The sequence below is a fragment of the Rhizobium sp. ZK1 genome (genome assembly GCF_047782645.1).
GTDB lineage: Bacteria > Pseudomonadota > Alphaproteobacteria > Rhizobiales > Rhizobiaceae > Rhizobium.
On record NZ_CP180586.1, the window covers coordinates 3,983,143 to 4,006,955 of the forward strand.

General features: G+C 59.4%; 26 protein-coding genes. 10 read left to right on the forward strand and 16 right to left on the reverse strand.

Features of this window, described 5'->3' with window-relative positions; translation table 11 throughout:
- The first annotated feature begins 664 nt into the window (after window positions 1–664).
- The 3 genes from ACK9YZ_RS20120 to ACK9YZ_RS20130 all read left to right on the forward strand — a co-directional run bounded on the left by ACK9YZ_RS20120 (window position 665) and on the right by ACK9YZ_RS20130 (window position 1,481).
- A complete protein-coding gene (locus tag ACK9YZ_RS20120; RefSeq protein ID WP_007825451.1) occupies window positions 665–820 on the forward strand; it encodes a DUF3309 family protein in 156 nt (51 codons plus the stop codon).
- 25 nt (window positions 821–845) lie between these two features.
- Window positions 846–1,100: a YMGG-like glycine zipper-containing protein gene (locus ACK9YZ_RS20125; RefSeq protein WP_007825452.1), complete on the forward strand. Its 255-nt coding sequence runs from the start codon at window positions 846–848 to the stop codon at window positions 1,098–1,100.
- A gap of 192 nt (window positions 1,101–1,292) precedes the next feature.
- The gene (locus ACK9YZ_RS20130) at window positions 1,293–1,481 is read left to right on the forward strand and encodes a hypothetical protein (RefSeq protein WP_216756302.1); all 189 of its coding nucleotides are present in this window, start codon (window positions 1,293–1,295) and stop codon (window positions 1,479–1,481) included.
- A 153-nt stretch (window positions 1,482–1,634) separates the two neighbouring features.
- Here the strand turns inward: ACK9YZ_RS20130 and ACK9YZ_RS20135 are convergent, their stop codons facing one another.
- Complete coding sequence (locus tag ACK9YZ_RS20135) at window positions 1,635–2,360, reverse strand: beta-ketoacyl-ACP reductase (protein ID WP_416064948.1); 726 nt, start codon at window positions 2,358–2,360, stop codon at window positions 1,635–1,637.
- Between the two features lie 67 nt (window positions 2,361–2,427).
- Window positions 2,428–3,609: an acetyl-CoA C-acetyltransferase gene (locus ACK9YZ_RS20140; protein ID WP_216756304.1), complete on the reverse strand. Its 1,182-nt coding sequence runs from the start codon at window positions 3,607–3,609 to the stop codon at window positions 2,428–2,430.
- 231 nt (window positions 3,610–3,840) lie between these two features.
- On the opposite strand from ACK9YZ_RS20140, the gene phaR reads away from it, so the two are divergent.
- Window positions 3,841–4,413, forward strand: a complete 573-nt coding sequence (gene phaR / locus ACK9YZ_RS20145) for a polyhydroxyalkanoate synthesis repressor PhaR (protein ID WP_112544842.1) — start codon at window positions 3,841–3,843, stop codon at window positions 4,411–4,413.
- On the opposite strand, the gene ACK9YZ_RS20150 is transcribed toward phaR, so the two are convergent.
- The 5 genes from ACK9YZ_RS20150 to mtgA form a co-directional block, all read right to left on the reverse strand.
- On the reverse strand, window positions 4,408–4,815 hold the full coding sequence (locus ACK9YZ_RS20150; protein WP_216756305.1) for a hypothetical protein: 408 nt from the start codon (window positions 4,813–4,815) through the stop codon (window positions 4,408–4,410). The genes phaR and ACK9YZ_RS20150 overlap by 6 nt on opposite strands.
- 144 nt (window positions 4,816–4,959) lie before the next feature.
- The gene (gene rpmF, locus ACK9YZ_RS20155) at window positions 4,960–5,145 is read right to left on the reverse strand and encodes a 50S ribosomal protein L32 (protein ID WP_026186748.1); all 186 of its coding nucleotides are present in this window, start codon (window positions 5,143–5,145) and stop codon (window positions 4,960–4,962) included.
- Between the two features lie 156 nt (window positions 5,146–5,301).
- Entirely contained in the window at window positions 5,302–5,949 is a 648-nt protein-coding gene (locus ACK9YZ_RS20160) for a glutathione S-transferase family protein (RefSeq protein WP_216756306.1), read from the reverse strand.
- A gap of 12 nt (window positions 5,950–5,961) precedes the next feature.
- Window positions 5,962–6,684 carry a DUF1868 domain-containing protein gene (locus ACK9YZ_RS20165; protein ID WP_216756307.1) on the reverse strand — a complete coding sequence of 241 codons (723 nt, stop codon included), beginning with the start codon at window positions 6,682–6,684 and terminating at the stop codon, window positions 5,962–5,964.
- A 97-nt stretch (window positions 6,685–6,781) separates the two neighbouring features.
- Window positions 6,782–7,519, reverse strand: coding sequence for a monofunctional biosynthetic peptidoglycan transglycosylase (gene mtgA / locus ACK9YZ_RS20170; RefSeq protein ID WP_416064949.1), 738 nt, complete (start codon window positions 7,517–7,519; stop codon window positions 6,782–6,784).
- 134 nt (window positions 7,520–7,653) lie between these two features.
- Here mtgA and ACK9YZ_RS20175 point away from each other — a divergent pair, with 134 nt between their 5' ends.
- On the forward strand, window positions 7,654–8,568 hold the full coding sequence (locus tag ACK9YZ_RS20175; RefSeq protein WP_216756309.1) for a polyprenyl synthetase family protein: 915 nt from the start codon (window positions 7,654–7,656) through the stop codon (window positions 8,566–8,568).
- A gap of 56 nt (window positions 8,569–8,624) precedes the next feature.
- On the opposite strand, the gene ispG is transcribed toward ACK9YZ_RS20175, so the two are convergent.
- From ispG to ACK9YZ_RS20190, 3 genes are all read right to left on the reverse strand, one after another.
- Window positions 8,625–9,872 (reverse strand): flavodoxin-dependent (E)-4-hydroxy-3-methylbut-2-enyl-diphosphate synthase, encoded by a 1,248-nt coding sequence (gene ispG, locus ACK9YZ_RS20180; RefSeq protein WP_416064950.1) that lies wholly within the window; start codon window positions 9,870–9,872, stop codon window positions 8,625–8,627.
- Window positions 9,873–9,967: 95 nt separating this feature from the next.
- Window positions 9,968–11,161, reverse strand: coding sequence for an MFS transporter (locus ACK9YZ_RS20185; protein ID WP_416064951.1), 1,194 nt, complete (start codon window positions 11,159–11,161; stop codon window positions 9,968–9,970).
- 59 nt (window positions 11,162–11,220) lie between these two features.
- Window positions 11,221–11,997, reverse strand: a complete 777-nt coding sequence (locus ACK9YZ_RS20190) for a DeoR/GlpR family DNA-binding transcription regulator (protein WP_416064952.1) — start codon at window positions 11,995–11,997, stop codon at window positions 11,221–11,223.
- 209 nt (window positions 11,998–12,206) lie between these two features.
- On the opposite strand from ACK9YZ_RS20190, the gene ACK9YZ_RS20195 reads away from it, so the two are divergent.
- The 4 genes from ACK9YZ_RS20195 to ACK9YZ_RS20210 all read left to right on the forward strand — a co-directional run bounded on the left by ACK9YZ_RS20195 (window position 12,207) and on the right by ACK9YZ_RS20210 (window position 15,544).
- A complete protein-coding gene (locus ACK9YZ_RS20195; RefSeq protein ID WP_416064953.1) occupies window positions 12,207–13,076 on the forward strand; it encodes a DMT family transporter in 870 nt (289 codons plus the stop codon).
- Window positions 13,077–13,229: 153 nt separating this feature from the next.
- Window positions 13,230–14,003, forward strand: coding sequence for an amino acid ABC transporter substrate-binding protein (locus ACK9YZ_RS20200; protein WP_416064954.1), 774 nt, complete (start codon window positions 13,230–13,232; stop codon window positions 14,001–14,003).
- Between the two features lie 102 nt (window positions 14,004–14,105).
- Window positions 14,106–14,786 (forward strand): amino acid ABC transporter permease, encoded by a 681-nt coding sequence (locus ACK9YZ_RS20205; protein ID WP_216756314.1) that lies wholly within the window; start codon window positions 14,106–14,108, stop codon window positions 14,784–14,786.
- Complete coding sequence (locus ACK9YZ_RS20210; protein ID WP_416064955.1) at window positions 14,783–15,544, forward strand: amino acid ABC transporter ATP-binding protein; 762 nt, start codon at window positions 14,783–14,785, stop codon at window positions 15,542–15,544. The genes ACK9YZ_RS20205 and ACK9YZ_RS20210 overlap by 4 nt, the downstream gene beginning before the upstream one ends.
- A gap of 43 nt (window positions 15,545–15,587) precedes the next feature.
- Here ACK9YZ_RS20210 and ACK9YZ_RS20215 read toward each other — a convergent pair whose 3' ends face one another.
- From ACK9YZ_RS20215 to ACK9YZ_RS20225, 3 genes are all read right to left on the reverse strand, one after another.
- Window positions 15,588–16,160 (reverse strand): NADPH-dependent FMN reductase, encoded by a 573-nt coding sequence (locus tag ACK9YZ_RS20215; RefSeq protein ID WP_416064956.1) that lies wholly within the window; start codon window positions 16,158–16,160, stop codon window positions 15,588–15,590.
- Between the two features lie 168 nt (window positions 16,161–16,328).
- On the reverse strand, window positions 16,329–19,793 hold the full coding sequence (gene pyc, locus ACK9YZ_RS20220) for a pyruvate carboxylase (RefSeq protein WP_416064957.1): 3,465 nt from the start codon (window positions 19,791–19,793) through the stop codon (window positions 16,329–16,331).
- Window positions 19,794–19,910: 117 nt separating this feature from the next.
- Complete coding sequence (locus tag ACK9YZ_RS20225) at window positions 19,911–20,651, reverse strand: helix-turn-helix transcriptional regulator (protein WP_416064958.1); 741 nt, start codon at window positions 20,649–20,651, stop codon at window positions 19,911–19,913.
- Window positions 20,652–20,959: 308 nt separating this feature from the next.
- On the opposite strand from ACK9YZ_RS20225, the gene ACK9YZ_RS20230 reads away from it, so the two are divergent.
- Complete coding sequence (locus ACK9YZ_RS20230) at window positions 20,960–22,723, forward strand: glucan ABC transporter ATP-binding protein/ permease (RefSeq protein ID WP_216756318.1); 1,764 nt, start codon at window positions 20,960–20,962, stop codon at window positions 22,721–22,723.
- A gap of 135 nt (window positions 22,724–22,858) precedes the next feature.
- On the opposite strand, the gene ACK9YZ_RS20235 is transcribed toward ACK9YZ_RS20230, so the two are convergent.
- The 3 genes from ACK9YZ_RS20235 to ACK9YZ_RS20245 are packed head-to-tail and all read right to left on the reverse strand — an operon-like array spanning window position 22,859 to window position 23,726.
- On the reverse strand, window positions 22,859–23,029 hold the full coding sequence (locus tag ACK9YZ_RS20235; RefSeq protein ID WP_416064959.1) for a hypothetical protein: 171 nt from the start codon (window positions 23,027–23,029) through the stop codon (window positions 22,859–22,861).
- Between the two features lie 54 nt (window positions 23,030–23,083).
- Entirely contained in the window at window positions 23,084–23,242 is a 159-nt protein-coding gene (locus ACK9YZ_RS20240) for a hypothetical protein (RefSeq protein WP_416064960.1), read from the reverse strand.
- A 28-nt stretch (window positions 23,243–23,270) separates the two neighbouring features.
- Entirely contained in the window at window positions 23,271–23,726 is a 456-nt protein-coding gene (locus ACK9YZ_RS20245) for a hypothetical protein (RefSeq protein ID WP_416064961.1), read from the reverse strand.
- Window positions 23,727–23,813 lie beyond the last annotated feature (87 nt).

The window sequence follows — 23,813 nt, forward strand, 5'->3', positions numbered from 1 at the left end:
CTGACTCCGGCTGATTCAGCTTTTGTTCACGGCTAAGTATTGATTTTGAATCGGTTTTTTACACTAGATGCTGAATCTGTAGACTCGCCTGAGAACAAATGCTGGCAACCGCGATTAACGCTTCTTGCCGCATCGTAAAGGCGCAAAGGTCAAGGCCGAAATTAACGCTTCGATCAAAGCCGGAACGAATCGGAGACGAATCGCCGATCTCGAGGTTTTCCCTTTTCGTTCACTGCGAGATCTTGTGGCGTTTTCGCCACCGATCCCCAGATACGGGTTCCGGGTTTGCCGCAGCCATCCCGAGCCGTTGGATCGCATTAATCATTTGCATGCCGAATTTACGGAGCCTTAAACAGGCCGGCGCCGGTAGGCCGATGAAAGTCATGGCTGATCAAAGCCGGAACGAATCGCCGACGAATCGGAGACATCTTCATTTTCCCGCTTTGTTCACCGCAACATATTGTATTTAAAGAGAATTTTAACCATACCCGGAAAATACCCGATAACATTTCGCCGACTTGCTTTCGAAAGAACCGGCTAAATTTGGCTTCTGTCGCAATGAGGGATAACGCCGCCGTGATATTCTGAGAGTTTAGCCGGGAACAAAAATCGCGGATGCGGGTTTCTAGTCCAGTCGAAATGAGAACGAGGCAGGACAAACACCATGCTTGGCACGATACTTCTTATTATCCTTATTCTATTATTGGTCGGCGCCTTGCCGAATTGGGGTTATAGCCGCGGCTGGGGCTATGGACCTTCGGGTGGTTTGGGGTTAGTTCTCGTCATCATTATCATTCTTGTACTGATGGGCCGAATTTAAAGGCCGGTAACCTGGGGAGTTAGACATGAAAAAGATTGTTCTTAGCTGCGCTCTCATTGGCGCTCTCGCCTCCTGCACCCCAACGGAGCAGGGCACGGCGATTGGTGCGGGCACGGGCGCCATCATCGGCGGCGCCGTCAGCAACAGCTGGGGTGGCGCGGCAGTTGGCGCAGTCGCCGGCGGTCTGACAGGCGCACTGATCGGCCAGTCGGTTGAACGCCGCGGCTACTGCATCTATCGCGACCGCTACGGTCGCCGCTACGAAGCTCGCTGCCGCTAATCAGCATCGCCCCATCGGAAATTTTGAACGGGCGCTTCGGCGTCCGTTTTTCTTGCGCGCGTTTATCGTCAACATGGCGTTGACATTGGTCGCTGAAGTCAAATCTACCGCGCCGCCGAAGCCAGGCGCATATTCCTTTCAAGATCGCAAGGGCAGAGCACCTGCCGCCTGCGAGTGGAAAGGAACGCCATCATGGCCCACATCCTGCTCAATTCCGCCGTCGCCGTCCTGATCGCCACGGCCTTTCTTACGACAGCAATTGCCGCTCTCCGCAGCCAAGACCGCGCTTTCCAGAAGGTGCCCGTCAAGGCCAACAGACGGTATCATCCAAACGCTGACACCATCAAAGAAACCGAAAACCGCGTGACGGTAAATATTTGAGCGCCGTCCGCGGGAGACACGGCCATCAACAGGATCATCGTGATCCCCGCCCTCATCACCATTGCCTTCGCGGGCTATGGCACATCCGCCGGCCCCCTATGACGGCACCGGCAGCTTCCCGAGCAACTATGCCCACAATCAGAAAAAATAGGCTCAGACGAAGAACTGACCGCCATTGGCCGTCAGCGTCGAGCCGGTGATGAAACCGGCGTCGTCCGAAACGAGAAAAGTCACGCAACGCGCGATCTCCTCGGGTTCACCGAGGCGCCCGACCGGGATTTGCGGAATGATCTTCTCATTCAGCACCTTTTCCGGCACGGCCAGCACCATCTCCGTACCGATGTAACCGGGGCAGATGGCGTTGACGGTAATGTTCTTGACAGCGCCCTCCTGAGCGAGCGCCTTGGTGAAGCCGAGGTCACCGGCCTTGGCGGCGGAATAATTCGCTTGTCCCATCTGGCCCTTCTGGCCGTTGATGGAGGAGATATTGACGATGCGCCCGAAGCTGCGGTCGCGCATGCCGCTCCAGACATGATGCGTCATGTTGAAGAGGCCGGTGAGGTTGGTATTGATCACCTCGTGCCACTGCTGCGGCGTCATCTTGTGGAACATCGCATCACGCGTGATGCCGGCATTGTTGACGAGGATTTCGACCGGGCCGAGCTCGGCCTGAACCCTCGTGATACCCTCGCCGCAGGCGACATAGTCGGACACGTCCCACTTGAAGGCCGGAATGCCGGTAACATCGTGAAATGCCCTGGCCTTTTCATCATTGCCGGCATAGTTGGCGGCAACCTTATAGCCGGCATTCTTCAGCGACATCGAAATTGCCGCGCCAATACCGCGCGTACCACCAGTGACCAGAGCCACCCTGCTCATGTTCCGCTCCCCTGTTGTTGTCAGCCTGCTCTCAGGCAGGCCTCAAGAAACATGCATCGTACGCTATTTATATTGCCTCAAAACACATCGCGACACCCATGCCGCCACCGATGCACAATGTAGCCAGTCCTTTTTTGGCGCCCCGACGCTTCATCTCGAAGAGCAGCGTATTGAGGACACGCGCACCTGAAGCGCCGATCGGATGACCGATCGCAATCGCGCCGCCATTGACGTTGACGATAGCAGGATCCCAGCCGAGATCCTTGTTGACGGCGCAGGCCTGGGCCGCGAAGGCCTCATTGGCCTCGACGAGGTCGAGATCGCCGACGGACCAGCCGGCCTTTTCCAGCGCCTTGCGGGAGGCGGGGATCGGGCCTGTGCCCATGACCTGCGGATCGACACCGGCCGTTGCCCAGGAAACGATGCGGGCAAGCGGCTGGATACCGCGTCGCGACGCTTCCGCTTCGCTCATCAGCACGGTCGCGGCAGCGCCGTCATTGAGACCGGAAGCATTTGCCGCCGTCACCGTGCCGTCCTTGTCGAAGGCGGGCCGCAGCTTGGCCATCGCCTCCATCGTGGCACCATGACGGATATATTCGTCGGCATCGACGGTCACATCGCCCTTGCGACCTTGAATGACGAAAGGAACGATTTCGTCCTTGAACCGGCCGCCCTTCTGCGCGGCCTCGGCCTTGTTCTGCGAACTGACGGCGAACTGGTCCTGGTCGTCGCGCGAAAGCTGCCACTGGCGCGCGATATTTTCCGCGGTAATGCCCATGTGGTAGCCATAGAAGGCGTCGGTCAGGCCATCCTTGATCATGGTGTCGATCATCTTCATGTCGCCCATCTTCACGCCCCCGCGCAAATGCGCTGCATGCGGCGCCATCGACATGGATTCCTGCCCGCCGGCGACGATGATCTTCGCATCGCCAAGCGCGATCTGCTGCATCCCGAGTGCAACGGCACGCAGGCCGGAACCACAGAGCTGGTTGACGCTCCAGGCTGTCGCTTCCTTGGGAACGCCGGCCTTCATTGCGGCCTGACGGGCCGGGTTCTGGCCTTCGCCAGCCTGCAGGACCTGGCCAAGGATGACCTCGTCCACGTCTTCAGGAGAAACACCTGCCCGCTCCAGCGCGCCCTTGACGGCCGCCGCACCGAGTTCGTGAGCGGGAATTGTGCCGAAAGCACCGTTGAAGGAACCGACAGCGGTGCGCGCTGCGCTGGCGATGACGACGGATGAACTGCTCATGGGATGTTTCCTCATTTCTCGTCACACATATAAGTGGAAACTGACAAAGCTGCAGGCGCAAGTCAAATGCCAAGACTGCCCCGGCATCTGCTGCAGCGCCCTCGAATGGATTTATCCGTACGGGGAAAGGGCTTGCCGCATCGCACAAAGAGATTGTCACCGCCCTTCTTTTGCGTCTACAGTCTCTGGTGGAGGAGTATACATACAATCAGATGGGGTTCGGAGACTGATATGGCAAAGACCGAGGGTCAGATCGTAATCAAGAAATATGCCAATCGCCGCTTATACAATACGGGCACCAGCACCTATGTGACGCTGGAAGACCTGGCGGAGATGGTGAAGAAGGGGGAGGACTTTGTCGTCCAGGACGCCAAAAGCGGTGACGACATCACGCATTCGGTATTGACCCAGATTATTTTCGAGCAGGAATCGAAGACCGGCAACACACTGCTTCCGATCTCCTTCCTGCGTCAGCTCATCACCTACTATGGTGACCAGATGCAGATGGTCGTTCCGAGCTTCCTGGAGCATTCCATGCGCGCTTTCACGGAACAGCAGTCGCAGATCCGCGAGCAGGTGAACCGCGCTTTCGGCGAAACGCCGCTCGGCAAAAACCTTCAGCTTCCCATGCAGATGGTCGAGGATCAGGTCCGCCGGAACACCGAGATGTTCCAGCAGGCCATGCAGATGTTCTCGCCCTTCATGACGCCGCCGCCCAAGGAAACCCGCAAGGCGGAGGCCAAGGACATCGACGAGCTGAAGGAACAGCTTCGCGCGCTGCAGAACAAGCTCGACAGCCTATAGACCGATCGAGACGTCCCGGCCGGCGCTGCGGATCGACACTGCAAAGCCGCCGATAACGTCGATCAGCGCAATGGTCATCAGAATGAAGAAGACCTGGGTCGCCGCGTCCTGGACGAGAAGAAACTCGACCAGGAAGGCGATGAAGACCAGCATCGACAGCATATGATTGATCAGGTTGCCGGAACCGTTCCGGGTCGCCTTCAGGATCTCCAAGAAGAGCACGACGAGCGCCACGACGATGAAGAGATCGCCGAGCGCCATGCTCCACATCGCGCCTGAGAGCATCGACAGCACGATCACGTCGTGCTGGAGCGAGGGAATTCCGCCACCACCCATCAGGCCCAGCATCGCCAGATTGTAAAGAATAAATGGAATAACCATCAGCGGCATTGCGGTAATCATGCAGAAAAATCTCCCTGACCTCTAGGGAATACTGCCTGACATCACCGTCTCACTTCAAGGCATCGAAGATTATAATATCTTGAAAAGAAAAAGGCCGGCGTCGAGCCGGCCTTCAAAACTTTCATCGGACATGCCGCGTAGAAATTATGCGTTTTCCTTCGGCGTCAGAACCTGACGGCCACGGTACATACCGGTCTTCAGATCGATATGGTGCGGGCGGCGCAGTTCGCCGGAGTTCTTGTCTTCAACGTAGGTCGGAGCCTTCAGCGCATCAGCCGAACGGCGCATGCCGCGCTTGGACGGGCTCGTTTTTCTCTTCGGTACAGCCATTTCTCATACTCCACTTGCGGGCAAAACACTCCCACGGCCAGACTGGCGGCCGAAACGGACATGTCGCGATTTCGGAAATTTTGCGCGCTTATACATGCAAGGGGCGGCCTTGACCAGTCCCCATATGGATTTTTTGCGATGCGGCTGATTCTCTCATTAGACCTCGTCTTCCGCCACGATCCACGGCTCGACGCGGGCCGCCTCTTCCCACCGCCGCCAGGCCGGGTGCGCCTTCATCGCACCCATGTAGGCCAGTGTATCCTTGTCGCTGACGAGATCATAGATCTCGAAGCGATTAACGACGGGCGCAAACATCGCGTCTACCCCGCTGAATTCACCGAAGAGGAACGGGCCACCGGATTTTTGCAGAAGATCGCGCCAGATCGTCTCGATACGGCTGATATCGGCGGAAACCCCGTCGGGAAGTGCGATCTTGCCTTTCGGCCGGCGGATATTCATCGGGCAGGCGCTGCGCAATGCCCGGAAACTCGAAAGCATCTCCATGGAAACCGAACGGGCAAGCGCCCGCTCGGCACGATCCCCAGGCAGCAATCCTGATTCGGGAAAAAGCTCGGCCACATATTCGATAATCGCGAAGGATTCCCAGATCTTCAGCGCACCATGCTGCAGCAGGGGCACATGGCCGCTCGGCGAGACCGCCTTGATGTTGGGGTTACCACCCGGATAGTCGAAGGGGATCAACACCTCCTCGAAATCGATGCCGACGCCCATCAGCGCCATCCACGGCCGGAACGACCAGGAAGAATAGTTCTTATTGGCGATGTAAAGCCTCAGCTTGTCCATGGTGTTCTCCTGTCAGGGTTCGAAATCGAAAATCAGCACTTCGTGGAAGTGGTTCATATCCTCGAACACGCAGAAGGCCGGCGGATTGAGTTCCAGCACAGGCGCCTTGGTGCGGATATACTCTGTCACCTCGTCAAGCATTGCCTGCCAGCGCGGCAGCGCCTCGTCTTCTAACCGCTCAATCGGGTAGGCAAAGGTCATGTGGAACTTGTAGTTCTCATGGTTGGGCTGACGATAACCCAGGAGATCTGCGAATGCATCGCGCCAGGCGCGCATCACCCTGCGGTCACCGTCTGTCGCGCCCTCGAGAAGCAGGCCGGACGGACGGGCTTCGACGATTGCCACGTTGAAGGGATCGAACATCGTGAAACCTTCGAGCCGTGCCGCCATGAGCTCCGTCATATCGTCGATCGGCGTCTCGAGCGGAATATTATCAGGCCAATGGTTCTCCTTGCGGCCGGTCTCGATCACACCTTCAAAGAGCGTCATATGGAGGCTGGTGATTGGCGTGAAGATGAATTGTGGTGCCTCGGGCATCGCCAGATATCTCTCACGCGCTTCGATCAGCACCTGCTGCGTTTTTGAGCCCCTCGGGGGATGGCAGACGATCGTGTTACCCTGCTCAGGCAAGAAGCCGTCGAGCTTGTGATAGCGGGAGCCCAGATGCCGCGGCGGAGCCGGATTATGGGTCTTCGAATACTGAAGCAGCTCGGGCGAAAGTGTCGTGGTGGTCATGGGCGGACTCGGGGCTTTGATTGCTGATGCATTCGCCCATATGGCAAGATCAAGAATGTCAGATGACACTTGCCGCTACCAACGACAAGTTCTGATATCAATCATAGATACACTTGATGTAATCGCCCGAGCCCTGCGCCCGCCGTTCGATGAGCGCTGCAAGCCTGCGCAGGCCTCGCCCGGGTTTTCCGGCATTGCGGTCGATCGGGTTCGGCAGGGAAACCGCAAGCAACGATGCCTGCCGGCGTGTAAGCTTCGAGGCAGGCACCTTGAAGTGATATTGCGCAGCCGCCTCGATACCGTAAATGCCTGGCCCCCATTCGGCGATATTGAGATAGATCTCCATCAGCCGCCGCTTCGACCAGACGAAGTCGGAACCAACCGCCAGTGGCAGTTCCAATCCCTTGCGGATGAAGGAGCGGCTGTTCCAGAGGAAGAGGTTCTTCGCTGTCTGCATGGGGATCGTGCTGCCGCCGCGCGTCTCCTGGCCCTTCAGCGTGTCTTCGACCAGCATGCGCATCTCGGCCCAGTCGACGCCCCCGTGGAAGCAATACTGTCCGTCTTCCGACATCATCACCGACTGCACGAGCACAGGCGCAACCTCGTCGATCGACACCCACTGCCGGTGGTAACCGCGCAGGAGCATGAGATCGCGCAGCATCAGCGTCGAAACCGGATGGATGAAGGGCAGCAGATAGAGAAGGATCAGCAAATAGGGAAAAAGCAGCACCGCCAGAACGGCAAGAACAATGCGTTTCAGCACCTGGCGGTCTCCAAGCCAACGCCGGTGAACCGGCGCCTCGACGCTTTCCTCTGTCTGCGGCGCTATATCCAATGTCCCAGTCCGATTTCGCCCTCGTCGCTGTCATACCGCCTGAAAACCCGCATTGCCAGAGTGCAGCGGAAATCTTGACGCGGTGATCGACAATTCCGTTGCCAGCAGCCATTCTGCCGTGCCAAAGAGCGCGCATGGACGCAAAGCGGGAAACATTCGAGACACGGTTGAAAAGCAGTGCCGCCGAGATCGAGGCGCTGCTTGATCTCCTGCTCTCTCCTACCGTGCTGTCCGACGAGATCGCCCGCCCCGACCTCTTGCGTAGCGCCATGCACTACGCCGTCCTGAATGGCGGCAAACGCCTGCGCCCCTTCCTTGTCGTGGAAAGCGCAGCACTTCTCGGCGGCAACAGACAGGCCGCGCTTCGCGTCGGCGCGGCACTCGAATGCATCCATTGCTATTCACTCGTTCACGACGATCTGCCGGCTATGGACGACGACGACCTACGCCGCGGCAAGCCGACCGTACACATCAAATTCGACGAAGCGACCGCCATTCTGGCCGGCGACAGCCTGCTGACCTACGCGTTCGACATCATCGCCGCGCCGGAAACCGACCTGCCGGACCGCAGCAAGACGGAACTTGTTCTGGCGATCGCCCGCGCCGCTGGCCTCGGCGGCATGGCCGGCGGACAGGCCCTTGATCTTGCGGCGGAAACTCAGGCGCCCGATGAAGCTGGCATCATTCGCCTGCAGGCGATGAAGACGGGCGCGCTGATTCGCTTCGCCTGCGAGGCCGGCGCCATCATTGCCGGCGCGTCTACCGAAGACCGGCGGCGCCTGCGCCGCTTCGGCGAAAAGATCGGCCTCGCCTTCCAGCTTGCCGATGATATTCTCGATCTGACTTCCGATATCAAGACGATGGGCAAAGCGACCGGCAAGGATGCTGCCCGCGGCAAGGGAACACTCGTGGGGCTTCATGGCATGGGATGGGCAGACAAACAGCTGCGCCGGCATGTCGAGGATGCAGAAGAACTGCTCGCCCCCTATGGTGAACGCGCCGCATTATTGATCACTGCGGCCCACTTCGTGGCCGAACGCAAGAACTGAGACAGAGCAGGGGCACCATCCAGCCCTGCTGCAGCAGGCCACCGAAAGCGGAGCAGCTACTCCGCCGCCGTCTTCTGGCCGAATCGCTTCTCAATATAGTCGATGACGAGCGCCTCGAAATCCGAGGCGATACTCGGGCCGCGTAACGTTAGGGCCTTCTTGCCGTCGATGAAGACGGGGGCAGCCGGCGTCTCGCCGGTGCCGGGGAGCGAAATGCCGATATCGGCATGCTTGCTTTCACCCGGTCCGTTGACGATACAGCCCATGACCGCGACATTGAGCGCTTCCACGCCCGGATACTTCTCGCGCCAGATCGGCATATTCTTGCGGATGTCACTCTGGATGTTCTGGGCGAGTTCCTGGAACACCGTCGAGGTCGTGCGCCCGCAGCCCGGACAGGCCGCAACGACAGGCACGAACTGGCGGAAACCCATGACCTGGAGCAATTCCTGCGCCACCTGCACCTCGCGGGTGCGGTCACCGTTCGGCTCCGGCGTCAGCGAAATGCGGATCGTATCGCCGATGCCGTTCTGCAGCACATAGCCCATGGCAGCCGAAGAGGCGACGATGCCTTTCGTGCCCATGCCGGCTTCGGTCAGGCCGAGATGCAGCGCGTGGTTGGAACGTTCGGCAAGCATCGAATTGACGGCAATCAGATCCTGAACCTGGCTGACCTTGGCCGAAAGGATGATGCGGTTGCGCGGCAAGCCGATCTCTTCGGCAAGTTGGGCAGACAGCAGCGCCGACTGCACGATCGCCTCATGCGTCACCTGCCGGGCAGAAAGCGGCGATCCCTCGGCCTGGTTCTTGTCCATCAGCTGCGTCAGCAGTTCCTGGTCCAGCGAACCCCAGTTGACGCCGATGCGCACCGGTTTGCTATAGCGAATTGCCATCTCGATGATTTCGGCGAACTGCTTGTCCTTCTTGTCCTTGAAACCGACGTTGCCCGGATTGATGCGGTATTTCGCCAAAGCCTCGGCGCAGGCCGGATGATCGGCAAGCAGCTTATGGCCGATATAATGGAAGTCGCCGATCAGCGGCACATCCATGCCGAGGCGCAGCAGGCGCTCGCGGATCTTCGGCACGGCGGCAGCACTTTCGTCGCGGTCGACGGTGATGCGGACAAGCTCGGAACCGGCGCGATGGAGCGCGGCCACCTGGGCGACGGTGGAATCCACATCCGCCGTATCGGTGTTGGTCATGGATTGCACGACGACCGGCGCACCGCCGCCGACGATGACGCCGCCGACATCAACGGCAACGGAGGCGCGGCGCGGTTTCGGATCGAAATCGAAAGCAGACATGAAGAGCTCTTACACCCGGAAAACAGAGCCTTTCAGGTGGATCAAGCCCGCAGGCTTGTCAACCGCCCCGTATATCACTTTTGTTTGGCGGCGGCTCAGTGGCCGCCACCGGAGACCCCGTCAGCATAACGCGCCAGCTTGGAGAATGCGAGAACCACGAGTAGCAGCATCGGCAGCGCCATGAAGACAGCCGCAAAGCCGACATGTTCAGCCACGAAGCCGATCACCGAAGGCGCAACCAGCATGCCGGAATAGCCGATGGTTGTCACGACGGAGATACCGATGCCGGGCTTCAGGCCGGGGATGTTGCCCGCAGCCGAAAAGGCGATCGGCACCATGTTCGAAATGCCGATACCGCAAAGCGCGAAGCCGAGGATGGCAATTTCCGCATTTGGCGCAAGGCTCGCAAGCAGCATACCGGCAATCGCAAACAGCGTGCAGATACGCAGCGTCTTGACGCCACCGAGACGGTCGCGAACCAGGTCGCCGGCAAAGCGCAGGGTCGCCATGGTCGCCGAGAAGGCCGCAAAACCGAGGCCGGAGAGGGCGACCGACGCACCCATTTCCTGCCTGAGATAGAGCGCACCCCAGTCCAGGATCGCACCTTCCGGCACCATGCAGAGTAGCGCCATTATACCGAGCAGCCACGGCAGCGGCACCATCGGCAGCTTCGTCTTCTCCTTCTTGGTATCAGGATGCGGCGGGTCGGCCAGGATCATCGGCCAGGCGATGGCAAGGAAGATCGCGGCAAGCACGGTCGCCAGTTCCGCGTGGCCAAGAATACCGAGTTTGGAGATCACCAGGCCACCGAGACCGGAACCGATCAAACCGCCGAGACTCCAGAAGGCATGGCAGGACGACATAATGGCACGGCGCATGGATTTTTCCACCGCCACGGCATTGGCATTCATTGCGACGTCCATCGCGCCGATGAAACCGCCGAACAGAAAGAGCGAGATCCCCCCTGTGATGACGTTGGGAGCCACCGTCAGCGCCAGAAGCATCGGCAACAGGCATACGGCCAGTACCTGCACGACAACCCGCGAGCCATGCTTGGCGATCTGCGCGCCGGCGATCGGCATCATGACGAGCGAACCGAGACCGAAGACCAGGATCATCAGCCCGAGTTCGAACTTGGTGAGATCAAGCCGTTCGGCAAAGTCAGGAATCTTTGGCGCCCAGCCGCCGATGACGAAACCGTTCATGAGAAAGAGCAGCGAGACCGCCGCCCTGCTCCTGGTGATAAAGCTGCTCCGCACCCTCGGAGCCGTGCTCACGTTATTATCCATTTCCTTGTCTTTCCTCTCATCGGGCTTGCCTGCCCGATCCCCATAAAGGCCGGACGGCCTCACGCCGTCTTCTCCGCAACGATCGTCCGGCACCCGCGTGCACGGTATTCCTCGAGCATGAGAGCATCGGCGTCATGCTCTACGACAAGGCATTCACAATGCGCGACCGGCAAAACGCTGTGCGGCGCTGCTGTGCCGAATTTTTCCGATGTGGCCGCAACCATGATCCGCTTGCTCCTGGACGAGGCGAACCGCTTGAACTCCGCGTCCTCGAAGCCGAACGTCGTCAATCCTGCCTCGATATCGACGCCACAGGCGCCCACAATACAGAGGTCGGGCGAAAGCTGCTCCATGTCGCGCAAGGCCTTGGCGCCGAGCGAGCCACCGGTCTGACGGTCGACCAGGCCGCCGATCAGGATGACGTTGACTTCAGGTTTTTCGATCAGCGCCACAGCGATCGCCGGCGCATTCGTCGCTGCGGTCAGCGGCAAATCAGCCGGCAACGCATTGGCGATTGCCAGATTGGTGCTGCCGGCATCGAAGAAAACCGTCATGCCGGTGGTGATTTCGCCTGCAGCGGCGCGCGCCAGAGCCTGCTTCCGGTCGGCCCCAAAACTCATGCGCTGGGTCAGGCTCCCGCGCGCTGGCGAGACCGGCAATGCTCCGCCATAGACCCGTTCGCAGAGGCCTGCTGCAGCCATCTCGCGCAGGTCACGCCGCACCGTGTCTTCAGAGACCCCGAATTCGAGCGCAAGTTCCGCAGCCAGCACGCGGCCATGCGTCTTGAGCCGCTCGGAAATCACACTCTGACGTTCTCGCAACAGGAAATCCTGCATGTTCCTACCAGATTAATCTATCAAAACCTACAATCATGCATAAACACTGACGATCGTGCATGCAACATGCACGGTCACACGTTTTCTGACGTTGTGAAACGAAGCTCCACCAGCAGGGCGAAATCTGGCCTATTGACCGGCTCCAAGGGTACGAATATCGATCAGGCATTCCCGATTCCTGCCGGCATGCCCGCCTCTGGTGTATTCCCGTGAAAAACTCCGTCAGCTTGGGCATCGTGCTCACGACAGCAGCCTATATGGCGTTCACCTTCCATGACGCGATCGTCAAGGTTTTGACATCAGCGATCCCCGTCTGGCAGATCCTGTTTTTCCGCAGCCTCACGATCCTTGTCGGCTGCCTCATCTATGGCCGCGGCAAACTTGTCCATCAGGCTGTCACCTCTCCGATCATCAAACCGATGATCGCCCGCAGCATCCTGCTGCTTTGCGCCTGGCTTTCTTACTATACCGCCGCAAGCCACCTGCAACTCGCCGAAGTCACCACCCTTTACTACGCCGCTCCCGTCGTCGGCACCGTGCTTGCTTGGTTCATCCTGAGAGAGGAAGTGACACCCGCACGTTGGCTTGCGGTCGGCGTCGGCTTCGTGGGCGTGCTCGTCGCCTGCAATCCGGCCGGCCTGACTATCTCCTGGTCAGTCTACCTGGCGCTGCAGGCAGCCGTGCTCTGGGCATCGGCCATGGTGCTACTCCGTAAGACCTCGTTGCATGAAAAGACCATAATTCAGCTAGCCGTCTCCAATGTCTTCTTCCTCATCATGACCGGAATCGCCGTCATCTATACTTGGCAGACGCCGACCCTCACACAACTCGGTCTGCTTATCGGCACCGGCGTTGTTGCCGGCTGCGCCCAGTTCGCCCTTTTCGAAGGCATGCGCCAGGCGCCGGTTTCGGTGCTCGCACCCTTCGAATATACCTCACTCGTCTGGGCCTTCATCCTTGGCTACCTGATCTGGGCCGACATTCCGACGCACAATGTCGTTGTCGGCGCGGTCATGATCCTTGGAGCGGGTTTTATCATTATCGTCAGCGAGAGGCTGCGCCATCGAGCCGCGGCGTGATACCGGTTTCAGCCGGATTCGTAACCAGAATGGCGGCTTGAGAAAAATATTCGCAGTTGCCGCTTTTATTTGCAGTTTTCTACGCTTCCGATGCCGCAATTTTCTGCGATGTATCAGCCATCCGAACACACTTTTCCCAAGGATGGAAGAACAATGAACTGGTTGAAAACCGTCGCCGCTGCTGCCCTCATTCAGGCTGCGGCCCTTCTGCCTGCCCATGCCGGCGAAAACCTCAGCGCCATCAAGTCTGCCGGCGTGTTCAAGATCGGCACGGAAGGCACCTATGCCCCGTTCACCTATCATGACGAAAGCGGCAAGCTTGTCGGCTTCGACGTTGAGATCGGCGAAGCAGTCGCCACCAAGCTCGGCGTCAAGGCAGAGTTCATTGAAGGCAAGTGGGACGGCCTGATCGCTGGCCTCGACGCCAAGCGCTATGACACGGTCATCAACCAGGTCGGCATCACCGATGCGCGCAAGCAGAAGTACGACTTCTCCGAACCCTATATCGCGTCGAAAGCCGTACTGATCGTTCGCGACGGCGACGACAGCATCAAGTCCTTTGCCGATCTCAAGGGCAAGAAGTCCGCTCAGTCGCTGACCAGCAACTTCGGCAAGCTCGCCACGGAGGCGGGTGCCGAACTCGTCGGCACCGACGGCTTCGATCAGTCGATCCAGCTCGTCCTGACGAAACGTGCCGATGCGACGATCAATGACAGCCTTTCCTTCCTGGACTTCAAGAAGCACAAGCCGGACGCTCCGGTGAAGATAGTCGCCCAGCAGGAAAATGCTGACTATTCCGGCATCATCATCCGCAAGGGCGAACCGGGACTGCTCGAAGCGATCAACAAGGCGCTCGCCGACATCAAGGCTGACGGCACCTACAAGAAGATCGCCGACAAGTATTTCGGCCAGGACGTTTCCAAGTAAGTCCTGACCGGCGGTTTCGCGCTGCCCCCATATCATTTATAGCTGCATGAGAAAGCGTCCGGCGAACACTCGCCGGACGCGTCTTTTCTTGAGGACACGCCCTTGCCGCACTGGCTCCAACTGATGGCGGAATCGCTTCCCTCGCTCCTCTGGGCGGGGCTGATCTTCACCATCCCCTTGACCCTGCTTTCCTTCGCCTTCGGATTAATCCTGGGCCTGATCACCGCGATCGCCCGTCTTTTCGGACCGGAGCCTGTTGCAGCCATTGCCCGTTTTTATGTCTGGGTCATCCGCGGCACGCCTCTGCTCGTCCAGCTCTTCGTCATCTTCTACGGCCTGCCGAGCATCGGTATCTTGCTTGATGCCTTTCCGGCGGCCCTGATCGGCTTCACGCTGAATATCGGCGCCTACAGCTCCGAGATCATCCGCGCCGTCATCTCCTCCGTGCCCAAGGGTCAATGGGAAGCAGCCTATTCGATCGGCATGAACTGGCGCCAAGCCATGAGCCGCACCATTCTCCCGCAGGCCGCCCGCGTTGCGGTGCCGCCGCTGTCGAACACTTTCATCTCGCTGGTCAAGGATACCTCGCTCGCGGCCGCCATCACCGTGCCGGAGCTCTTCCAGGCCGCACAGCGCATCGTCGCCACCACCTATGAGCCGCTGATCCTCTATATTGAAGCGGCGCTGATCTATCTTGCCCTGAGCTCCGTGCTCTCAACGCTGCAGCAAAGGCTGGAACGCCGCTTCGCGCGTTATGGCGGCATGCTGGAGGCAAATGCATGATCGAGCTTTCCAATATCGAAAAGCGCTTCGGTGACGCCGTCATCCTGAAGGACATCAGCATCCGCATTCCGGAAGGCAGTGTCACGGCTCTCGTCGGCCCGTCCGGCGGCGGCAAGAGCACGCTGCTTCGCTGCATCAATCTCCTGGAAATCCCGACCGCAGGCGTAATCCACCTCGGCGAAGAAACGCTTTCCTTCGCACCCGGCAAGCGTGTCGGCTGGCAGGCGATCCAGAAGATCCGTCGCCAGACGGGTATGGTCTTTCAGAACTTCCAGCTCTTCCCGCATCAGACAGCGATCGAAAATGTCATGGAAGGCCTGGTCACAGTCCTGAAATGGCCGAAGGAAAAGGCCCGCGAACGCGCGATGGAACTGCTGACCAAGGTCGGCATGGCGCACAAGACCGATGCCTGGCCCTCGACGCTTTCGGGCGGCCAGCAGCAGCGTGTGGCGATTGCCCGCGCTCTTGCGCCTTCGCCGCGCGTCCTGCTCTGTGACGAACCGACATCGGCACTCGACCCCGAACTTTCGGCAGAAGTGGTCGATGTGCTGGGCCAGCTCGCCCGCGAAGGCACGACGATGGTCATGGCGACCCATGATCTCCGCCTCGCCTCCAAGATCGCCAATGACGTGGTATTTCTGGAGGCCGGCAGCGTGGTCGAAACGGGCAGCGCCAGGGCGATCTTCAATACGCCGGAGAAGGAGCGCACTAAGCGCTTTATCTCCACCATCAATGCGGCGCACACTTACGATATCTGAGGCAATGCCGGGATGCGAACATCCCGGCACACGGAAATTCCAATTAAGCGGCCGTAACGACGGCGCGTGCCGCCTTCAGCGCATTGCCCCACCAGGTCAGCTGATCGAGCAGGTTCTTGGCGGCTTCGTTCAGATGCGCGTAGTCGCCGAGGTTTTTGCCTTCCTTGAGAACTGAGAGATATTCCCCGAACGAGATGTGAACGGCCGTCTTGACGGAAACCGCGCTCATTTCGACGAAGACCAGGCGAAGATGTTCCACCGCACGTGCGCCCCCGACGCCGCCGTAACCGACGAAGCCGACCGGCTTCTGGATGAATTCGCCGAGATCGATCGCGTTCTTCAGAACGGCAGTCGGGGCGTGATTATATTCGGCGGCCGTAAAGATGAAGCCATCGAATTCGCGTAGCTTCTTCTTCCAACGCTCGGCGGTTTCGTTTTCCGCCGCGGTGGCGCGCGCTTCACCGAAGAAATGCATGGGGTAGTCGAGAAGATCGAGAATTTCGACTTCGAGTTCGGAACGCTGACCGACGAGTTCGGCGATCCACTTGGCCGGATGCTCGGCGAAACGGCCAATGCGCGTGCTGCCGACGATGACGGCAATCTTCAACTTGCTCATAGAGATGCTTTCCTGATTGGTCTTGGGGGCTGGTGGTGAGAGCGAAATTCTATGAGAAAGCCTCCTCGCCCGGCAAGACGAGAAGGCTACTAACTCTCAGAAAAATCAGCTTTTTAGCAAGCCAATCGGACACAATCGGGTGATATCGGAGATAACGTCGCCTTCTGCTCAACCGGCATAGACGACGAGCAGATCCTTGGCATCGATCTGGTCTCCGGCCTTGACCAGCACTTCCGAGATCGTTCCGTCCTTCTCCGCATGTAGCGCCGTTTCCATCTTCATCGCCTCGATGGAGACGAGTACGTCGCCGGCACTGACCGCCTGTCCCGATGCGACGAAGACGCGCGAGATGACGCCCGGCATCGGCGCACCGACATGGACCGCATTGCCGGCTTCCGCCTTGCGGCGGACGGCGGCACCCGACGCACCATGCGCCCGGTCCGGCACCTTGATGCGGCGCGGCTGGCCGTTGAACTCGAAGAAGACGGTGACCATGCCCTGGCTGTCGGTCTGGCTTATCGCCTGATTGACGATGACGAGTGTCTTGCCCTTTTCGATATCGGCAAAGAGTTCCTCGCCATCCTTTAGGCCGTAGAAATAAGCGGGTGTCGGCAGCACCGAGACCGGGCCATAGGTATCCGAAGCCAGCGCAAAATCGGTGAAGACCTTTGGATACATGAGGTAGGAGGCGAACTCGAAATCGCTCACCTCACGCTCGAGCTTGGTTTCGATCGCCTTGCGCTCCGCATCCAGATCAGCATCGTCAAGCAGAGAACCGGGACGCACGGTATAGGGCTGCTCGCCCTTCAGCGCCTTCTTCTGCAGCGCTTCCGGCCATCCCGACGGAGGCTGGCCGAGATCGCCCTTCAGCATCGAAACTACCGATTCCGGGAAGGAAACCTCCCTGTCCGGGCTGACGACATCGGCAACCGTCAGATCTTGAGAGACCATCATCAGCGCCATGTCGCCGACAACCTTGGAGGATGGCGTCACCTTGACGATATCGCCGAACATCTGGTTGGCGTCGGCATAGGCCTGCGCCACCTGGTGCCAGCGGGTTTCGAGACCGAGCGACCGCGCCTGTTCCTTGAGATTGGTGAACTGGCCGCCCGGCATTTCGTGCAGGTAGACTTCCGAAGCCGGACCCTTCAGATCGCTCTCGAAGGCCGCATACTGATTGCGAACCGCTTCCCAATAGAAGGAGATGCGGCGGATCCATTCCGGATCGAGGCCCGGATCGCGCTTGGAGCCACGCAGCGCCTCGACGATCGAGCCGAGGCAGGGCTGCGAGGTGTTGCCCGAGAGCGCATCCATCGCCGCATCGACGGCATCGACGCCAGCATCCACGGCAGCAAGAACCGTGGCAGCAGCGATGCCCGACGTATCATGCGTATGGAAATGGATCGGCAGGCTGGTCGCTTCGCGCAGCGCCTTGAAGAGGACCTTGGCCGCGGCCGGCTTCAACAGGCCCGCCATGTCCTTCAGTGCGATGATATGCGCGCCGGCCTTTTCGAGCTGGACGGCAAGGTCCGTATAATATTTGAGGTCGTATTTCGGCCGGGCGGAATTGAGGATATCGCCCGTGTAGCAGATCGCCGCTTCGCAGAGCTTGTTTTCCTCGGCAACGGCGTCCATCGACACGCGCATGTTCTCCACCCAGTTCAGGCAGTCGAAGACGCGGAAGAGATCGATACCGCCTTTCGCAGCCTGGCGGACGAAATATTTCACGACATTGTCAGGGTAGTTCTTGTAGCCGACGCCATTCGCTCCGCGCAGCAGCATTTGCAACAGCAAGTTGGGAGCAGCCTCGCGGATCAGCCCCAGACGCTCCCACGGATCTTCCGTCAGGAAGCGCATGGAAACGTCGAAGGTAGCCCCGCCCCAGCACTCCAGTGACAAGAGGTTCGGCAGCGCATGCGCATAAGTGCCGGCGATCCCGGCAATGTCATAGGTGCGCATGCGGGTGGCGAGCAGCGACTGGTGTCCGTCGCGCATCGTCGTATCGGTCAGCAGCACCTGTTTCTGCTCGCGCATCCACTCGCCGAATTTCTTCGGGCCAAGCTGGTCGAGACGTTGCTTCGTACCATCGGGGATCTTGCCGCCATTGATATAGGGTACGACAGGCTTGGCGGCATCCTCTGATGGTCGCGGGCGATCCTTCGCTTCCGGGTGGCCGTTGACGGTGACGTCGGCGAGATAGGTGAGTAGCTTGGTGGCACGGTCCTGGCGCTTGACCTGCTGGAAGAGTTCCGGCGTCGTGTCGATGAAGCGCGTTGTGTAGGAATTATCCTTGAACTTCGGATGCGTAATGATCGCTTCGAGGAAGGTCAGGTTGGTGGCGACGCCGCGGATGCGGAATTCGCGCAGCGCGCGGTCCATACGGGAAATGGCTTCCAGCGGATTGGGTGCCCAAGCGGTCACCTTGACAAGCAAAGGGTCGTAGTAGCGGGTGATGATCGCGCCGGTATAAGACGTGCCGCCGTCGAGGCGAATACCGAAACCCGATGCCGAACGGTAGGCGGTGATGCGGCCGTAATCCGGAATGAAATTGTGCTCGGGGTCTTCTGTCGTGATGCGGCACTGCAGTGCATGGCCGTTGAGGCGGATTTCCGCCTGCTTTGGTACGCCGGATTCCTCAGTGCCGATCGCAAATCCGTCGAGAATGTGGATCTGCGCCTTGACGATATCGATGCCGGTGACGACTTCGGTGACCGTATGCTCCACCTGGATGCGTGGATTGACTTCGATGAAGTAGAATTTGCCGGTGTCGGCATCCATCAGGTACTCGACGGTGCCGGCACCGACATAGCTCGTTGCCTCCGCAATCTTCAGCGAATAGGCGGCGAGTTCCTGTCGCTGCGCTTCCGAAAGATACGGCGCGGGCGCGCGCTCGACGACTTTCTGGTTACGGCGCTGGATGGAGCAGTCGCGCTCGAAGAGATGCACGACATTGCCGTGCGTATCACCCAGGATCTGGCTTTCGACATGGCGAGCACGTTCCACCAGCTTTTCGAGATAGACCTCGTCCTTGCCGAAGGCAGCCATCGCTTCACGCTTGGCTTCCGTCACTTCGCGGGCGAGATCGGCTTCGGAGCGGATGACACGCATGCCACGACCGCCGCCGCCCCAGGAGGCCTTCAGCATGACGGGATAGCCGATCGTGGCCGCCATGCGGGCGACCTCCGCCATATCGTCCGGCAGCGGCTCGGTCGCCGGAACGACCGGAACGCCAACGGAAATGGCAAGGTTTCGCGCCGCAACCTTGTTGCCGAGTTGACGCATCGTATCGGCCCTCGGGCCGATGAAAGTGATGCCTGCGGCATTGCAGGCATCGACGAATTCAGGGCTTTCCGAAAGCAGGCCGTAGCCGGGATGAATGGCGTCGGCACCAGAAAGCTTGGCGACGCGGATCACTTCGTCGATCGAAAGATAGCTTTCGATCGGCCCAAGATCGCGGGCGAGATGCGGGCCGCGGCCGACTTGATAGCTCTCGTCGGCCTTGAAGCGATGCAGCGCCAGCTTGTCTTCCTCAGCCCATATCGCGACCGTTTTTATCCCGAGCTCGTTGGCCGCGCGGAAGACACGGATGGCGATTTCGGAACGGTTGGCGACAAGAATCTTCGATATGGGCAATGTACTCTCCTCAAAGCACGGAAACGGGCCATGCTGCACCCGCGAAGAGAATTCTTAACGTGCTGTTACAGAAAGTTCAATTTCCCTTGCCGTGACGAAATAGAATTTCTCTACATCTCAGGTGATCAGCCCGTGCCGGAAAGCCAGAGCCACCGCCTGCTGCCGATTCTTGGCCTTCAGCTTGTCCTGCAGGCCGTTCATGTACCAGTCGACGGTATGATTGGAGATCTTCAGATGCTTGCTGATCTCCATCGAGGTCATGCCCTCGGCAAGATAATGCAGGATTTCCATTTCGCGCCGGGTCAACTGTGTATCGCTGATCGCCACCGTTTCCAGCGTCGCAGCCTCGCCCTGCATATCGAGCAGCCGCCAGAAGGCCTTGCGGGCGATCGCCTCGAAAAGCGAGATCTCCGGCGGTGAAAGCTCAATCGGCTTGCCGCCGACGCTGAGGCTGCCGAGGATGCCGTTTCGCCCATAGATCGGGAAGATATAACCGTCTTCCAGCCCATGGCCGTAGGCATCGACCATCATCTGCTCCATGCGGCGTTGATGCGGGTCATCCCGGAAAGCCGCCATGCTGTCGCGCCAGCGGAAAGGCCGTTGCGCATGCGCAAGATACCGTACGGTCGGATCGACGAGCACGTATTTTTTCACCGCATAGATGTGCGACCATCTCTCCGGCCATCGGCTGGCCATAGTCACACCCCACGGGTTGTCTCCCTGCTTGGGATGACGAAGCAGACCATAGAAATCGAATCCGCTCGCGCGGATCGCCTTTTCGAGTTCGTCGAGCACACTTTGGCTATCGGAACTTTCCTCTAAAATGACAAGCAATTGAATTAAAGAATGAATTTGCACAAAATGCCCCTTGCCCGGACCAACGAGGCCGCCGGAGCAGGCCTGTTAACCCGCCGCTGAACGGTCTTTCCCAAAAATTGCAGTTCGCAAGCTGGATGGTGCGCTAGACGCTCCAGCGAATGCAAGCGCAAATTGTCGTGATGTATAGCTAAGCAACAATTTCAAAACCATGGTCACTTATCGCACTCTACGATCACAAATTTCGAAGCCGGATTCCAAACCCGAAGATCCCGTTAATCGTCGGTTCAGGTAGGTTTTTGTAGCATCGCACCATCCCGTTTTTCGCAGATGCAAAAAGAGGTTCCGACGTGTCGTTATTTAAGGTCTATGCAAGGGCTCTGCGCTATCTCGGCGCCTACAAGCTCCGCGTATCCCTCGTCGTTATCGCGAACATCGTATTGGCGGCCATCACCATCGCCGAGCCGATCCTGTTCGGCCGTATCATCGATGCGATTTCCGGCAAGGGTGAAGTCAAGCCAATCCTTATGATGTGGGCCGCGTTTGCGGTTTTCAATACCATCGCCTTTGTCCTTGTGGCACGCGAGGCAGACAGGCTGGCCCACGGCCGCCGCGCGACGCTTCTCACGGAGGCCTTCGGCCGCATCATCTCCATGCCGCTCGCCTGGCACCATCAGCGGGGTACGTCCAACGCGCTGCACACGCTGTTGCGCGCCTGCGAAACCTTGTTCGGCCTGTGGCTGGAGTTCATGCGCAACCATCTTTCGACAGTCATTGCGCTTGGCCTGCTCATCCCGACCGCGATATCCATGGACCTGCGTCTCTCCGCAGTCCTGATCGTACTCGGCATCGCCTACTGGATCATCGGCCGCGTGGTCATGAGCCGCACGAAGGATGGCCAGGCTTCGGTCGAGAACCACTATCATACCGTCTTCGGTCACGTCAGCGATTCCATCAGCAACGTCTCGGTGCTGCATAGCTATAACCGTATCGATGCCGAAACGCGTGCGCTGAAGTCCTTCGCCGATCGGCTGCTGCAGGCGCAGTATCCAGTGCTCGACTGGTGGGCGCTTGCGAGCGCGCTGAACCGCATGGCCTCCACGATCGCCATGATGATCGTGCTCGTCATCGGCACCGTGCTGGTCCAGAACGGCGAACTGCGTGTCGGCGACGTCATCGCCTTCATCGGCTTCGCTAACCTGCTGATCGCCCGCCTGGACCTGATGCGCCAGTTCGCCACGCAGATCTTCGAGGCCCGTTCGAAACTGGAAGACTTCTATAATCTCGAAGATTCCGTCCGCGAACGCGAGGAGCCGGCCGGCAACCGCGAGATCAAGGACGTCAAGGGCGACGTCGAATTCAACGACGTCTCCTTCGGCTTCGCCAACAGCTCGCAGGGCCTGCACAACGTCTCCTTCAAGGTGAAGGCCGGCCAGACGGTTGCGATCGTCGGTCCGACCGGCGCCGGCAAGACGACGCTCGTCAACCTGCTTCAGCGTGTCTACGATCCGCAGGGAGGCCAGATCCTCGTCGACGGCACCGATATCAGCAAGGTCACGCGCAAATCGCTGCGCCGCTATATCGCCACCGTCTTCCAGGATGCCGGCCTGCTCAATCGCTCGATCAGCGACAATATCCGCCTCGGCCGCGAGAACGCGTCGGAAGAGGATATGCGTCGCGCCGCTGAAGCCGCTGCCGCGTCCGACTTCATCGAGAACCGCGACGAGCAGTACGACACCCATGTCGGCGAACGTGGCAACAAGCTCTCCGGCGGTGAACGCCAGCGTATCGCGATCGCCCGTGCCATCCTCAAGGATGCGCCGATCCTGGTGCTGGACGAGGCGACTTCCGCGCTCGACGTCGAGACGGAAGCGCGCGTCAAGGCTGCGATCGACAACCTGCGCCAGAACCGCACCACCTTCATCATCGCTCACCGTCTCTCGACGGTCCGCGAAGCGGATATGGTGCTGTTCCTCGACAATGGCCGGATCGTCGAGCACGGCAGCTTCGATGAGCTCAGCCACTCCAACGGCCGCTTCGCTGCTCTGCTGCGCGCCAGCGGCATTCTGACGGACGATGAAGTCCGCAAGGCCCATACGACAGAAGCTGCCTGATCGGCTTCGGAAGGACACGACAAAAGGCCGGAAGGGCATCGCTCTTCCGGCCTTTTGTTGCGTGGGATTCCCTGTGAATCGTTGTGGGCAGACCCGCTTGTCATCATCCTCGGGAAGGATTGATCCGTAGAACCTCTAAGCCGCTTCTGCATAGACCAGGTCAGGTGCAAGGATCCATTCGCCCTGTTTGAGCGACATGACATCGAGCCTGCCGCAGCCAGCCGACGAACCGATAGCGGCCGCCGTTCCGGTCGATGACCACGGCAGAAATCGGTTTGCCGCGAAGATGACCGACAACAGGGCCATCTGCCTTCTCGGCATCAAGCAGGAAATATTCGTGAGGAACATTGCGACTCACCATCACGCGCGACCCTCGCTCCGGACGGCCAGGCCGACAGCCATCTTTGTCCCTGCCTTCATTGCGGCATCCGGGCGATTGGCCTCGGCCGGAACCGGCTTGCGGCAAAGCTGTTTCGTCTTCTCGATCTCGACAACGAATGGCTTTCGCTGCGGCCTCATAACTTGTCCTTTCGGTTTGAAATGCGCGTCACGCAAAGATGCATTCGACCTGTCCAAGCGGTCCGAAATCGGCAGCCAGATGCTGGCCGGGCCAGACCTGAAGGATGGTCGTGCATGATGCCGTCGCAACGATATCGTTGGCCTCAAGCTGCCTGCCGCTTACAGCGAGCTGATCTGCCAGCCAGACGACGGCATTGAGCGGATTGCCCATAACCGAAGCCGCCGTCCCGGCAAAGACCGTCTGCTTGAACAGGAAGGTCGTAATGTCAATGCCGGCAAGATCGCCTGATGTCAGCGCCCCGGTATGATCACCGCAGAGGGTTGCGACATGTAGGCCGAAGTCGGCGATCGCTGCATAATCTCCCGCAAAGACCCGCCGCGTGCGCCGCCCGAGAATACCGACGGCCGGGCGGCAATCGAGTACGGCTTCGGCAGCACTGTCGAGGTTGATCGGCTCTCCGATATCCGGATAGGACCGCAGCATCGTGAAAACCAGCTCGCATTGGACACCGATGGTGCCTGGCGGCAGCCGGAATTCCTTCGTGCCGGCAAGCAGTGCGGAAGCAGGAAT

Coding starts and splice junctions, on each gene's coding strand:
- ACK9YZ_RS20200 (WP_416064954.1), top strand. CDS start 13,230: ATGAACTGGTTGAAAACCGTCGCCGCTGCTGCCCTCATTCAGGCTGCG.
- phaR (WP_112544842.1), top strand. CDS start 3,841: ATGGCAAAGACCGAGGGTCAGATCGTAATCAAGAAATATGCCAATCGC.
- ACK9YZ_RS20160 (WP_216756306.1), bottom strand. CDS start 5,949: ATGGACAAGCTGAGGCTTTACATCGCCAATAAGAACTATTCTTCCTGG.
- ACK9YZ_RS20235 (WP_416064959.1), bottom strand. CDS start 23,029: ATGGCCCTGTTGTCGGTCATCTTCGCGGCAAACCGATTTCTGCCGTGG.
- ACK9YZ_RS20245 (WP_416064961.1), bottom strand. CDS start 23,726: ATGCTGCGGTCCTATCCGGATATCGGAGAGCCGATCAACCTCGACAGT.
- ACK9YZ_RS20215 (WP_416064956.1), bottom strand. CDS start 16,160: ATGAGCAAGTTGAAGATTGCCGTCATCGTCGGCAGCACGCGCATTGGC.
- rpmF (WP_026186748.1), bottom strand. CDS start 5,145: ATGGCTGTACCGAAGAGAAAAACGAGCCCGTCCAAGCGCGGCATGCGC.
- ACK9YZ_RS20140 (WP_216756304.1), bottom strand. CDS start 3,609: ATGAGCAGTTCATCCGTCGTCATCGCCAGCGCAGCGCGCACCGCTGTC.
- ACK9YZ_RS20175 (WP_216756309.1), top strand. CDS start 7,654: ATGGACGCAAAGCGGGAAACATTCGAGACACGGTTGAAAAGCAGTGCC.
- ACK9YZ_RS20210 (WP_416064955.1), top strand. CDS start 14,783: ATGATCGAGCTTTCCAATATCGAAAAGCGCTTCGGTGACGCCGTCATC.
- ACK9YZ_RS20130 (WP_216756302.1), top strand. CDS start 1,293: ATGGCCCACATCCTGCTCAATTCCGCCGTCGCCGTCCTGATCGCCACG.
- ACK9YZ_RS20135 (WP_416064948.1), bottom strand. CDS start 2,360: ATGAGCAGGGTGGCTCTGGTCACTGGTGGTACGCGCGGTATTGGCGCG.
- ACK9YZ_RS20165 (WP_216756307.1), bottom strand. CDS start 6,684: ATGACCACCACGACACTTTCGCCCGAGCTGCTTCAGTATTCGAAGACC.
- ACK9YZ_RS20240 (WP_416064960.1), bottom strand. CDS start 23,242: ATGAGGCCGCAGCGAAAGCCATTCGTTGTCGAGATCGAGAAGACGAAA.
- ACK9YZ_RS20185 (WP_416064951.1), bottom strand. CDS start 11,161: ATGGATAATAACGTGAGCACGGCTCCGAGGGTGCGGAGCAGCTTTATC.
- ACK9YZ_RS20150 (WP_216756305.1), bottom strand. CDS start 4,815: ATGATTACCGCAATGCCGCTGATGGTTATTCCATTTATTCTTTACAAT.
- ispG (WP_416064950.1), bottom strand. CDS start 9,872: ATGTCTGCTTTCGATTTCGATCCGAAACCGCGCCGCGCCTCCGTTGCC.
- ACK9YZ_RS20120 (WP_007825451.1), top strand. CDS start 665: ATGCTTGGCACGATACTTCTTATTATCCTTATTCTATTATTGGTCGGC.
- ACK9YZ_RS20190 (WP_416064952.1), bottom strand. CDS start 11,997: ATGCAGGATTTCCTGTTGCGAGAACGTCAGAGTGTGATTTCCGAGCGG.
- ACK9YZ_RS20125 (WP_007825452.1), top strand. CDS start 846: ATGAAAAAGATTGTTCTTAGCTGCGCTCTCATTGGCGCTCTCGCCTCC.